The 12028-nt window shown below is 63.2% G+C and carries 13 protein-coding genes; 10 read left to right on the top strand and 3 right to left on the bottom strand.

The window, feature by feature from the left end; all coding sequences use genetic code 11:
• On the top strand, window positions 1–703 hold a 703-nt coding region (locus RA20_RS21315; RefSeq protein ID WP_039133522.1), incomplete at its 5' end, for a penicillin-binding transpeptidase domain-containing protein.
• 262 nt (window positions 704–965) lie between these two features.
• Here RA20_RS21315 and RA20_RS21310 read toward each other — a convergent pair.
• Both RA20_RS21310 and RA20_RS21305 read right to left on the bottom strand, forming a co-directional pair.
• Window positions 966–1553, bottom strand: coding sequence for an MlaC/ttg2D family ABC transporter substrate-binding protein (locus RA20_RS21310; RefSeq protein WP_082018091.1), 588 nt, complete (start codon window positions 1551–1553; stop codon window positions 966–968).
• Window positions 1554–1556: 3 nt separating this feature from the next.
• Complete coding sequence (locus tag RA20_RS21305; protein ID WP_446720162.1) at window positions 1557–2309, bottom strand: MlaA family lipoprotein; 753 nt, start codon at window positions 2307–2309, stop codon at window positions 1557–1559.
• Window positions 2310–2480: 171 nt separating this feature from the next.
• On the opposite strand from RA20_RS21305, the gene RA20_RS21300 reads away from it, so the two are divergent.
• The 6 genes from RA20_RS21300 to RA20_RS21275 all read left to right on the top strand — a co-directional run bounded on the left by RA20_RS21300 (window position 2481) and on the right by RA20_RS21275 (window position 8396).
• Window positions 2481–4214 (top strand): type I secretion system permease/ATPase, encoded by a 1734-nt coding sequence (locus RA20_RS21300; RefSeq protein ID WP_039133512.1) that lies wholly within the window; start codon window positions 2481–2483, stop codon window positions 4212–4214.
• On the top strand, window positions 4211–5515 hold the full coding sequence (locus tag RA20_RS21295; RefSeq protein ID WP_039133510.1) for an HlyD family type I secretion periplasmic adaptor subunit: 1305 nt from the start codon (window positions 4211–4213) through the stop codon (window positions 5513–5515). The genes RA20_RS21300 and RA20_RS21295 overlap by 4 nt, the downstream gene beginning before the upstream one ends.
• 111 nt (window positions 5516–5626) lie before the next feature.
• On the top strand, window positions 5627–6085 hold the full coding sequence (locus RA20_RS21290) for a RidA family protein (protein ID WP_039133507.1): 459 nt from the start codon (window positions 5627–5629) through the stop codon (window positions 6083–6085).
• Window positions 6082–6855, top strand: coding sequence for a glycerophosphodiester phosphodiesterase family protein (locus RA20_RS21285; RefSeq protein ID WP_039133504.1), 774 nt, complete (start codon window positions 6082–6084; stop codon window positions 6853–6855). The genes RA20_RS21290 and RA20_RS21285 overlap by 4 nt, the downstream gene beginning before the upstream one ends.
• 48 nt (window positions 6856–6903) lie before the next feature.
• The gene (locus RA20_RS21280) at window positions 6904–8091 is read left to right on the top strand and encodes a GNAT family N-acetyltransferase (protein ID WP_039133501.1); all 1188 of its coding nucleotides are present in this window, start codon (window positions 6904–6906) and stop codon (window positions 8089–8091) included.
• Complete coding sequence (locus RA20_RS21275) at window positions 8088–8396, top strand: 4a-hydroxytetrahydrobiopterin dehydratase (RefSeq protein ID WP_039133498.1); 309 nt, start codon at window positions 8088–8090, stop codon at window positions 8394–8396. Before RA20_RS21280 ends, RA20_RS21275 begins: the two co-directional genes overlap by 4 nt.
• Before the next feature lie 488 nt (window positions 8397–8884).
• Here the strand turns inward: RA20_RS21275 and RA20_RS21265 are convergent, their stop codons facing one another.
• Window positions 8885–9373: a peroxiredoxin gene (locus tag RA20_RS21265; RefSeq protein WP_039133493.1), complete on the bottom strand. Its 489-nt coding sequence runs from the start codon at window positions 9371–9373 to the stop codon at window positions 8885–8887.
• A gap of 95 nt (window positions 9374–9468) precedes the next feature.
• On the opposite strand from RA20_RS21265, the gene RA20_RS21260 reads away from it, so the two are divergent.
• The 3 genes from RA20_RS21260 to RA20_RS21250 all read left to right on the top strand — a co-directional run bounded on the left by RA20_RS21260 (window position 9469) and on the right by RA20_RS21250 (window position 12025).
• The gene (locus RA20_RS21260) at window positions 9469–10680 is read left to right on the top strand and encodes an NAD(P)/FAD-dependent oxidoreductase (RefSeq protein WP_039133490.1); all 1212 of its coding nucleotides are present in this window, start codon (window positions 9469–9471) and stop codon (window positions 10678–10680) included.
• Window positions 10677–11237 carry a 16S rRNA (guanine(966)-N(2))-methyltransferase RsmD gene (rsmD, locus tag RA20_RS21255; RefSeq protein ID WP_039133487.1) on the top strand — a complete coding sequence of 187 codons (561 nt, stop codon included), beginning with the start codon at window positions 10677–10679 and terminating at the stop codon, window positions 11235–11237. Before RA20_RS21260 ends, rsmD begins: the two co-directional genes overlap by 4 nt.
• A 125-nt stretch (window positions 11238–11362) precedes the next feature.
• Window positions 11363–12025, top strand: a complete 663-nt coding sequence (locus RA20_RS21250; RefSeq protein ID WP_039133485.1) for an HAD family hydrolase — start codon at window positions 11363–11365, stop codon at window positions 12023–12025.
• The last annotated feature ends 3 nt before the right edge of the window (window positions 12026–12028 follow it).

Raw genomic sequence — 12028 nt, 5'->3', positions numbered from 1 at the left:
CTCGCTGAACGTGCCGGCGGTGAAAGTGTCCGAGGCGGTGGGCCGCGACAAGGTGAGCATCGTGGCCAAGGACTTCGGCATCGACAGCGATCTTGCGGCAGGGCCGGCTTTGGCCCTAGGGGCCTCGGAAAGCACGCTGCTGGAGATGAGCGGCGCCTATGCGGGCATCCTGAACGGCGGCTCGTCGGTGACGCCTTACGGGGTGACCGAGCTGAAACTGGTCGAAGACAACGAAGCACTGATGGGCGCCAGCGGCGGCATCGGCGAACGGGTGATCCGGCCCGAGGCGGCGCAGCAGCTGGTCTGGATGATGGAGAAGGTGATTGCCGCGGGCACCGGCCAGCGGGCGCAGATCCCCGGCTGGCAGGCCGCGGGCAAGTCGGGCACCACTTCGGCGGCCAAGGACGCCTGGTTCATCGGCTTTACCGCGGATTACGTGGCAGGCGTCTGGATGGGCTATGACGACAACACGCCGCTGAAAGGGGTGACCGGCGGCGGCCTCCCGGCTGAGATCTGGAAGGAAACCATGGTGCGCGTGCATGAAGGTCTTACGCCCAAGCCGCTGCCGATGCTGGAGCCTGCTCCGATAGCCCCGCCGCCGCAGGAAACCCGGCGCGAGCGCCGCCGCCGTCAAGGCCCCAAGCTGGGCCAGGAACTTGGCCGCGCGGTGGACAATATCCTGAACGACATCCTCGGTCACTGATCCGTCCTGCAGACGGGGGGCTCCCGCCTGGCTTGAGGCCCCCGGCGGGGCGCCTCCGCCAGTTGGGTCCGGCGCCGCACCTGGCGGTGCGGCGCGCGCCCCGCCCCCAGGGCAGGGCGCCAGGCCCAACGGGCTCGCAGCATCTTTGATGCGGCGGCGGCAGGCGGGAGAGCACCGGAATTGAACCGGGCGCAGCAAAAACAGGCAAAGAAAAAGGCCCCGGTAACCGGAGCCTTCCTGAAAATCCATCGGGATGGGCTGTTCAGCTCAGCCGCTTCAGCTCGGCGATCAGCGCGTCGATGTCGCCCTTCTTGCTGTCCAGAATGGCGCCGATCTCGGTGCGTTCCGTCAAGAGCAGGTTCACGCCTTCAATGAACATGTTGAAGAACAGCTCCTTGCCCGAACGGTCCGATACAAGGAAGGTCACTTCGAACGGCGACTGGCCGCGAAGATGGGCAATGGTGCTGACTTCGTACCACTTCTTCACCTTGCGCACGCCGGTCACTTCCAGCTTGCCGCCGATGAACTCGCGGAACCGCTTGCCGTATTTGCGCGAAATGTAGCCCTGGAACGCCTTCGAGAAAGCCTTCTTCTGAGCCCTGGTGGCGCGCCGCCCGTCGACCCCCAGCGCATAGGCTGCAATTGCTGACGTGTCGCCGTAGCGCTGGAAGATCCGCTCGAACTCCCGGAACATCGCGGTCTCGTTCTTGCCGGAAGCGATCACGGAGTTGATATCGGTAACCAGGGCATTGATCAGCCGGCTGGCGCTGTTCTCTGTCAGCGCCCACAGTGCCTGCGGGGCTGCGGCCAGTGCGGCGCCCAGGCCAATCAGGAAATTGCGGCGTTGCATCATTCAAAATCCTTCAGTGTTCAGGTCGAACGGGTCGACTTCCTGGATCTCTTCGCCATCACCCAGCTGGAACCGGCGGTTCTGCAGGTAGATCAGGCGCGATTGCGCATAGCTGTCGGCGCTCTCGTAGAGAATCGAATCGATCGTGTCGGAATAGTTGCCACGATCGCCCATGCGGCGCACGATCTCGGCGTAGATGCTGATGTTCTCGGCAGTATTCTGCTCGACATAGCCCAGCGGGTTGGTGAAGAAATCGACGCCGATGCCCACCGCATCGCGGGTGGTGGAGGGGCCGAAGAACGGCAGCTCGACATAGGCGCCTTCGCCAACGCCCCAGGCGTGCAGGGTCTCGCCGAAATCGGTGTCGACCTCGGGCACATGCAGCTCGGTGGCCGGGTCGGCCAGGCCGGCAAACCCCACGGTCGAGTTGACCAGGAAGCGGGTCAGCGCGTTGCCGGCCAGCTTCAGATCGCCCTGCAGCAGCGCGTTCACCATCTGCCCCGGCATCGACAGGTTTTCGGCAAAATGCGAGAAGCTGGTGACCATCGGCGCCGGCACAATCGCCACATAGCCCTTGGAGGCAGGGCGGAATGCCAGCCGGTCAACGCCGCGGTTGAAGGCATGGACCGAGCGGTTGGTCCGCTCATAGGGGTCGAACACTTCACCCGAGGCGCGGGCCACCGGATCCTGGGTGGCGCAGCCCGCGGCGGCAGCGGCCAAAATCAGCGCAGATACAAATTTAAGCGGTCGCAACATGAAAGGCATTCGGGTAAGTGTCCAATTGATACTGGGGCCGGCGGATCGGAGCGCAAATAAGGGTTTTGCCGCGGATTTCCAGTGCGATTACATTTTTTTACCTGCTTGTGCCAGAACTGTTACAAAATCAGTCCTGACCAGAAGCCAAGGAACCACTATTGCAGTCTGACCATGAATAAAAGCATTTATAAAAACGGCTATGAGGAGCTGCGCCGTGTTCGGCAGCAGAGCCGGGGCCTTTACTGGTTCACCGGCATCTTCAGCTTCTTCGTGAATCTGCTGATGCTGACCGGGCCTCTGTACATGATGCAGGTCTATGACCGGGTGCTGGGCAGCCGGTCGGAGGCGACGCTTCTGGCGCTGTCGCTGCTGGTTGTCTTTCTCTACGGCATGATGGGGCTTCTGGACTATGCCCGCGGCCGCATCATGGCGCGGGTCGGGGCGCGGTTCCAGGCGGCGCTCGACAAGCGGGTCTTTGATGCGATGATCCGCCGCTCGGCGGTGGCGCAGGATCAGACGGCGCAGACCGGCCTCAGTGATCTGGAATCGGTGCAGCGGCTGATCTCCTCGCCGGTGCTGACGGCTGCCTTCGATTTGCCGTGGACGCCGGTGTTCCTGGCGGGCATTGCCTTGTTCCATCCCTGGCTGGGCCTCCTGGCGCTGGCAGGCGGCGCGGTGCTGGTGGTGATTGCCATCTTTAACCAGGTCTTCACCCGGGCTCCGATGCAGAAGGCCAATATGACCGGCCACAAGGCCAACCTGATGTCCGAGGAGATCCGCAATGAAGCGGAGATGATCCAGTCGATGGGCATGCGCGGCGCCTCGTTTGAGCGCTGGAAGCAGGCCCGCGATGCGGCGCTGACCGACAGCGTCACGGCCAATGATACCGGCGGCGGCTTCACCACGCTGACCAAGACACTGCGGCTGTTCCTGCAGTCGGCGATGCTGGGGCTGGGCGCCTACCTGGTGCTGCAGAACGAAGTGTCGCCGGGCGCGATGATCGCGGGCTCCATTTTGATGGGCCGGGCCTTGGCGCCGATTGAACTGGGGCTGGGGCAGTGGGCCATGGTGCAGCGGGCGATGAAGGGCTGGCACAGCCTGGCCGAACTGCTGGACAAGGTGCCCGAAGAGGACGAACGCACTGCGCTGCCGAAGCCCAAAGCGCTGCTGGAAGTGCAGGGGCTGGCCATCGTGCCGCCGGGCAGCAACACGCCGCTGCTGCGCAATGTTAATTTCCGGGTGCAGCCTGGGCAGGCGATCGGTGTAATCGGGCCGTCTGGCTCCGGCAAATCGACGCTGGCGCGGGCGCTGACGGGCGTGTGGCGCCCCGCGGCGGGCTCTGTGCGCTTGGATGGCGCAGCGCTGGATCAGTATGCGCCGGATGTACTGGGCGGCCATATCGGCTATCTGCCGCAGCGGGTTCAGGTGTTTGACGGCACCATTGCTCAGAACATTGCCCGCCTGCAGCAGCAGCCGGATGCCGAGAAGGTTGTCGAAGCGGCCCGCAAGGCCGCCGCCCATGAGATGATCCTGAAACTGCCCGAGGGGTATGACACACGGGTCAATGCCACCGGGGGGCGTCTGTCAGGCGGCCAGATGCAGCGGGTCGGGCTGGCGCGCGCACTTTATGATGACCCGGTGATCGTCATTCTGGATGAGCCGAACTCGAACCTCGACAACGAGGGGTCGATTGCCCTCAACCAAGCGATCAAACAGATCAAGGCTGAGGGGCGTTCGGTGCTTATCATGGCGCACCGTCCGGCCGCGATCCAGGAATGCGATATGCTCCTGGTGATCGACAAGGGCACTCAGACGGCCTTTGGTCCCAAGGACAAGGTCCTGCAGGAAATGGTCGCCAACCACCAGAATATCCGCCAGGCCACTGGCACGGGAGGTGTGCGATGAGCGTCGAAAGCAATTGGCCCGCACGGCGGCCGCTGATCATCGGCCTGCTGGCAATGCTGATCCTGGTGGGCGGTTTCGGCTCCTGGTCGGTGCTGTCGACGATCTCCGGTGCCGTGGTGGCAACCGGCAAGATTGAGGTCGACCGCAACCGCCAGGTGGTGCAGCACCTGGATGGCGGCATCGTGGCCGAGATCCTGGTCGATGAGGGAGACACCGTGGCCGAAGGCGCCACGCTCCTGCGGCTGGATGCCAACGAGCTGACGTCGCAGCTGGTGATCACCGAAGGCCAGCTGTTCGAACTGATGGCGCGGCGGGGGCGGCTTGAGGCGGAGCGCGACGGTGCAGCGGCGATTGCCTTTGATCCGGAGTTGCTGCGGGTGGCGGAGGCCCAGCCGGAAGTGATGGATCTGGTACAGGGCCAGGACCGTTTGTTCCAAGCCCGAAAGGACACCACTGCCCGCGAGATCGAACAGCTGGAGAAACGCCGGGGGCAGACCCAGGAACAGATCCGCGGCATCCAGGCGCAGCAGCAGTCGCTGAAGGTGCAGCTGGAGCTGATCGGGGAGGAACTGGGCAACCAGCAGTCGCTCTTGGACCGCGGCCTGGCCCAGGCGGCAACGGTTTTGAACCTGCGCCGCACTCAGGCCAGCCTGGACGGGCAGCTGGGTGAACTGGTGGCCTCCGAGGCGCAGGCCGAGGGCCGCATCACCGAGATCGACATCGAGATTCTGAAGCTGGGCAGCGGCCAGCGCGAGGAGGCGATCAGCCGCCTGCGCGACCTGCGCTATCAGGAGCTGGAACTGGCCGAGACCCGCCGCTCGCTGCAGGGGCGGCTGGAACGGCTGGACATCACTGCTCCGGTGTCGGGCATTGTCTACGGGCTGCAGGTGCAGACCCCGCGCTCGGTGATCCGCCCGGCTGATCCGGTGCTCTATCTGGTGCCGCAAGACCGGCCGCTGGTGATTGCGGCGCAGGTGGCGCCCACGGATATCGACCAGCTCTACACCGGCCAGGAGGTCACCCTGCGGTTCTCGGCGCTGGACCAGCGCTCAACACCGGAGCTGTTCGGCCATGTCACCCAGGTCTCGGCGGATGCGTTTGAGGATCAGGGCAGCGGGCTGTCCTATTACCGGGCCGAGATCGAGCTGAACCCGGGGGAGCGCGGCCGCCTGCCTGCGGGGACTGTGCTGATCCCCGGCATGCCGGTGGAAAGCTACATCCGCACTGCCGACCGCTCGCCGCTGGCCTATCTGGTCAAGCCCTTGGCCGATTACTTTGTGAAAGCTTTCCGCGAAAGCTGACATGATCTGCCCGCAGGCCGGAAAGGGCTGCGGGCGGGGCGCATTTGCTCTTTCCGATTTCTGCTGGTGCGGGTAGCGTCCCGGCCAGCAAAGACTCGGAGGAATTCGGCCATGAGCATCGAAGCAAAACTGAACGAACTGGGCGTGACCCTGCCCGACGCGCCGGCACCGGCAGCGAACTATGTCCCCTACGTCGTCGCAGGCGACATGGTCTACATCTCGGGCCAGATCTCGGCGGATGAAAACGGCCTGATCACCGGCACCCTGGGCGAAGACATGGACGTTGATGCGGGCCAGGCTGCGGCCAAGCGCTGCGCCATCGCACTGCTGGCGCAGCTGAAAGCCGCTTGCGGCGGCGACCTGGACCGTCTGGTCCGCGTGGTCAAACTGGGCGCGTTCGTCAACTCTACCGCTGATTTCACCCAGCAGCCGCATGTGGTGAACGGCGCCTCCGACTTCCTGGTCGAAGCCCTGGGCGACATCGGCCGCCACGCGCGTTCCGCCGTCAGCTCGCCTTCGCTGCCGCTGGGCGTCGCGGTGGAGATCGACGGGGTCTTCCAAATCAAATGAGACCTGCCCTGCCTGCCGCCTTCCTGAGCGTGCCGCTGGCGCATCGTGCGCTGCATGATGTGAATGACGGGCGCCCTGAGAACAGCCGTGCGGCCGTCCGTGCGGCTCTGGCGGCGGGGTACGGGATTGAAATCGACTTGCAGCTTTCCAGCGACGGCTGCGCGATGGTCTTTCACGACGACTGCCTGGACCGGCTGGCCGAAGCCTCCGGTCCGGTCAAGGCTCTGAGCAGTGCTGAGCTGCACGCCACCCCCTTGAAAGGCGGCGGCGGCGCGGGCATCCCAGAGCTTCCGGAAGTTCTGGAGATGGTGGCAGGCCAGGTGCCGCTGCTGATCGAGCTGAAGGACCAGCATGGCGAAATGGGTGTCACCGACGGCCGGCTGGAGCGTGCCACGGCGGAGGCCTTGAAGGGCTACCGCGGCCCGGTGGCGCTGATGTCCTTCAACCCCAATTCCGTTGCCGAGCTGGCGCGTCTGGCGCCGGATATCCCGCGCGGCATCGTGACCAGCGCCTATGATCCGGCGGAATGGCCGGAACTGCCGGAAGCTGTCTGTGACCACCTGCGCGCGATTCCGGATTATGACCGCGCGGATTGCAGTTTCATCAGCCACGAGGCTTATGATCTCAGCCGCCCGCTGGTGCAGCAGATGCGCGAGGACGGCGTGACGGTTTTGTGCTGGACGGTCACCTCGGCAGAACAGGAGGCCGCCGCCCGCATCTTTGCTGATAATGTGACTTTTGAACAATACCTTGCCGCGTTTGCGCCTTGATCCTTCAGGTACAAACCCCACATCTTTGAAGCGGTGCGGAGGAATGGCATGGATCAGGCGCAAATCGAAATCCGGGTGCTGGGATCGCTGTCGCAGATCGCGGCTGCGGACTGGGATGCCTGTGCCTGTCCCGAAGCATCGGATGGCGGCCGCCCGAACGATCCCTTTACGACCCATCGGTTCCTGAGTGCGCTGGAAGAGAGCGGCTCAGTCGGTCCCGGCACCGGCTGGCAGCCGCAGTATCTGACCGCCTACCTGGACGACAGCCTGATCGCCTGCGCGCCGCTTTATGCCAAGGGCCACAGCCAGGGCGAGTATATCTTTGATCACAACTGGGCCCATGCCTTTGAGCGGGCAGGGGGGCATTATTACCCCAAGCTGCAGATGGCGGTGCCCTTCACGCCGGTGACCGGCCGGCGGTTTCTGGTGAAACCCGGCTATGACGGTATTGGCCATTCGGCGCTGGTGCAGGGCGCGGTTCAGCTGGCGGCAGACAACAGCCTTTCTTCGCTGCATGTGACCTTCTGCACCCGGGATGAGGCGCGGATGGGGGAGGAAATGGGGCTGATGGCCCGCGCCACCCAGCAGTTTCACTGGCTGAACCAGGGCTATGAAGATTTTGAAGGCTTCATGCGGGCGCTGTCCTCGCGCAAACGCAAGAACATCCGCAAAGAGCGGATGCAGGCGCAGTGCTTCGGCGGTGAGATCAAGGTCTATCAGGGCAGCAGCCTGCGGCTGGAGCACTGGGACGCGTTCTGGGAGTTCTACCAGGACACTGGCGCGCGCAAATGGGGCTCGCCCTATCTCACCCGCGAGTTCTTTCAAATTGCCCATGAAACCATGGCCGGCGACATGGCGCTGATTCTCGCCTGGCGCAATGGCCGTTATGTGGCCGGCGCACTGAATTTCCTTGGCCGCGAAACGCTTTACGGCCGCTACTGGGGCTGCGCCGAACACCATCCCTGCCTGCATTTCGAGCTGTGCTATTATCAGGCCATCGAATTGGCCATTGCCATGAAGCTTGACCGGATCGAAGCCGGCGCGCAGGGTGAGCACAAGCTGGCGCGCGGCTATCTGCCAAGCCAGACCCATAGTTTGCACTGGATCGGAGATCCGGGGTTCGCCAAGGCTGTCGGCCGCTACCTTGAGGCAGAACGGGCGGCGGTGGAGGAAGAGATCGAAATCCTCACTGATTACGGTCCATTCCGCAAAGCGCATGTGGAGGAGCAAGAATGACGGAAAAACTGTCCGACGCGACTCGCGGCCCCTTGCTGGAGCCGCTGTTTGCCACCGGCTGGGAAATGGTCGAAGGCCGCGATGCGATCACCAAGACCTTCAAATTCTCCAATTTCGCCGATGCGTTCGGTTGGATGACCCGGGCTGCAATCTGGGCTGAGAAATGGAACCACCACCCGGAGTGGAGCAATGTCTACAACCGGGTGACGGTGGTGCTGACCACCCATGACGTGGATGGCATCAGCGCCCAGGACGCCAAGCTGGCGCGCAAGATGGACGGGCTGTTCGGCGAACCGCAAGGCTGAGCAAACTCTCTGCTTCTAGTGTGGCACCTAGTTGCACCTAGCCTGCAGCAAGTTGAAAAGCTGTGTCAAAAACCTGATTTCCCTTGTCCGAATTCGAGATCAGGCAAGGGTCGTCCCACTCGATCTGATAGGTGAACTGACACCCGGCAAAATCAACAGTGGAGCAAATAGCAAAAACGGTGATCTTCGGTTTCCCGTAGTTGGCTTCGACAACTTCTCTGACACATGGCAAATCCGATGTTTCAAATTCAAGCGAGAGGTTTCCGTTGGAAAGCCTGAGTATACTGAAGGGCATGGCGGCAACCTTGGCCTGATCAGGCTGGTATGCAGCCAGGCAGCGTGTATGGAGGTCCGAAATAGGTCAAGTTTCCTGCCGCAATGTTTCGCGCGCGAAACATTCGGACAAGACTGCTGACGTTATTTTTTACAAATTATTAAGGGGTTGCAGCCGCGGCCGCCTGAAAAAGGCAGCCGCGGGCAGGTGCATCTCAGCCCATCGCTTCAAGCAGGCCTTCGCCGGCGGACAGTTCGCACTGGCCGGGGTTTTCCTCTTTCTGAAGGACTTTCACGGCCCCGTCGTCGACCAGCATTGCATAGCGCAGCGACCGGGCGATCAGGCCCACCTCGGGAGCGTCAAAACGCATGCCGATGGCATCGGTAAAGCCGCAATCAGCGTCCGACAGCATGGTGATGCCGGCCTCGGTCGCGCCGGTGTTGTCCCCCCAGATCGACATCACGAAAGGGTCGTTGCCGGCCAGGCAGATGATCTCATCGACGCCTTTGGCAGCAAACTGGTCCTTGGTGCGGATGAAACTGGGCACATGAGCCGAGTGGCAGGTTTTGGTGAAAGCGCCGGGAACTGCAAAAATCACCACCTTCCGCCCTTTCAGCTTGTCCGACAGCTGCACCTGTTCGGGGCCGTTGTCTCCAATCAGTGTCAGTGTCGCGTCCGGCAGTTGGTCTCCAACAGAAATCATCGCACGTTCCTCTTTCTCATGATTGCGTTTTGGGGCCCTGATTATATAGGGTCCGTTCGAAGCGTGACTGGAACTATTGCGGGAGGCAAGCGTAGATGTCCCACATCGTTGTGATTGGAGCAGGCCAGGCGGGGTCCTCGCTGGTGGCAAAACTGCGCAAGGACGGGTTTGACGGGGAGATTACCCTGATCGGCGCAGAGGAGGCGCTGCCCTATCAGCGGCCGCCGCTGTCCAAAGCCTATCTGCTGGGCGAGATGGAGCTGGAGCGTCTGTTCCTGCGGCCTGCGAGCTTCTATGAGGACAACAGCATCACCGTGAAGCTGGGCCAGCGGGTCACTGCAATTGATCCGGCGGCCAAGACCGTTTCGCTGGGCGAAGAGGTGATCTCCTATGACCAGCTGGCGCTGACCACCGGGTCCGACCCGCGCCGCCTGCCGGCCGCGATCGGGGGCGATCTGGAGGGTGTCTATGTGGTGCGCGGCCTGACCGACGTCGACGCAATGGCGCCGAATGTCACCGAAGGCAAGCGCGCGCTGATCGTCGGCGGCGGCTACATCGGGCTGGAGGCCGCAGCGGTCTGTGCCAAGCGCGGCGTGCAGGTCACTCTGGTTGAGATGGCGGATCGCATTTTGCAGCGTGTTGCGGCACCCGAGACCTCGGACTACTTCCGCAGCCTGCACTCCTCGCACGGTGTCAGCATCCGCGAAGGTGTCGGGCTGGAGCGGCTGGAAGGCGAAGACGGCAAGGTCACCCGGGCGGTGCTGAGCGGCGGCGAAACGCTCGACGTGGACTTCGTCGTGGTTGGCGTTGGCATCACCCCGTCTTCGCAGCTGGCCGAAATGGCGGGTCTGGAGCTGGACAACGGCATCAAGGTGGACGCCAAGGGGCGCACTTCGGACGCGTCGGTCTGGTCGGCGGGCGACTGCGCCTCCTTCCCGTTCAAGGGCAGCCGGATCCGTCTGGAAAGCGTGCCGAATGCCATTGATCAGGCTGAAGTTGTTGCTCAGAACATGCTGGGCGCGGACAAGGATTATGTGGCGCAGCCCTGGTTCTGGTCCGATCAGTATGACGTCAAGCTGCAGATCGCGGGCCTGAACACCGGTTATGACAATGTGGTCACCCGCCAGGGCGAGGGGCAGCAGGTGTCGTTCTGGTATTATGCTGGCGATCAGCTGGTGGCGGTCGACGCGATGAACGACCCGCGCGCCTATATGGTGGCCAAGCGGCTGATCGATATGGGCAAGACCGCCGACAAGGGCGTGGTTGCCGACTCTGCCGCCGATCTGAAGCCGCTTCTGAAAGCGTGAGGATCATCGCAGGAGATTTCCGCGGCCGGGCTCTGGCCGCGGTGGGCAAGGGGGATGCAAGCGCCCATCTGCGTCCCACCACCGACCGGGTGCGTGAAAGCCTGTTCAATGTTCTGATGCACACCGGCGCCATCCCCGGAGCCAGGGTGCTGGACCTGTTTGCAGGCACCGGTGCTTTGGGGCTGGAGGCTCTGTCGCGCGGTGCGGCAGAGGTGCTGTTTGTCGACGACGGCCGTGTTTCCGGCGGGCTGATCAGGAAAAATATCGGGATTTGCCGGGCAGAGGACCGCTGCACTCTTGCACGCCGCGACGCGCTGAAACTGGGGCAGAACCCGGATGCGCCGTTTGACCTGATTTTCCTTGATCCCCCCTATGGCAAGGGGCTTGGCGAAAAGGCGCTCGCGGCGGCCGTCAAGGGCGGCTGGGTGGCAGAGGACGCTTTGCTGGTCTGGGAAGAAAGCGCGCCGATGGCCGCGCCCGAAGGGTTTGAGCTGCAGGACAGCCGCAAGTATGGTGATACCCATATCTCCCTGATGTGGCGGGATGTTTCAGGCTGAAACAGGCCGGGCAGGGGATTGCTCAGCGCTGGTTTGCCGCGGCAGGCAGGCTACTCTACTACGTAACAGGATTTGAGCCTGCGCATCGCGCGGGCAAAGCCAATAGTGCGATGAGGTGAGTTTGCATGCCCAAGACATTCCCCACCCCGAAACTGGTGATCTTTGATTGCGACGGTGTGCTGGTGGACAGCGAGCCTGCTTCAAACCAGGCGCTGATCGATAATCTGGCACGCCACGGGCTGGAACTGACCCTGGAACAGTCGATGACCCGTTTCGTCGGCGGCACCATGGCAGGTGTGATGGAGAAGGCCCGCAGCCTGGGGGCGGATCTGCCGGAGGATTGGATCGCCGAGGTCTATGCCGAAACCTATGCCCGGCTGAAGCAAGGCGTGCCGCTGACACCGGGCATTCCTGCGCTTCTGGCCCGGCTCGATGCCAAGGGGATCCCGGTCTGCGTTGCTTCCAACGGCAGCGAGGACAAGATGCGCATCACCCTGGGCCAGAACGGGTTGTGGGAGCGGTTCCACCCTCAGGCAATGTTCTCGGCCCATTCCTTGGGCGTGGCGAAGCCCGAGCCGGGTCTGTTTCTGGCCGCCGCTAGCCATTTCGGCGTGCAGGCGCGTGACTGTTTGGTCATCGAAGACAGCGGCAGCGGCGTGACTGCGGCGGTGCGGGCCGGCATGCGCTGCCTGGGCTTCGCGCCGCAAGGGCAGGGGCAAAGGCTGGCGGCGCTGGGGGCGGAAGTGTTCAGCGATATGGCAGAGGTGCCCGCGCTTTTGTCGATCTGAGGC

It is taken from the genome of Leisingera sp. ANG-Vp (assembly GCF_000813725.1).
Taxonomy (GTDB): Bacteria; Pseudomonadota; Alphaproteobacteria; order Rhodobacterales; family Rhodobacteraceae; genus Leisingera.
The sequence above is the reverse complement of the archived record's forward strand: the minus strand, read 5'-3'. Positions and strand labels throughout refer to the sequence as shown.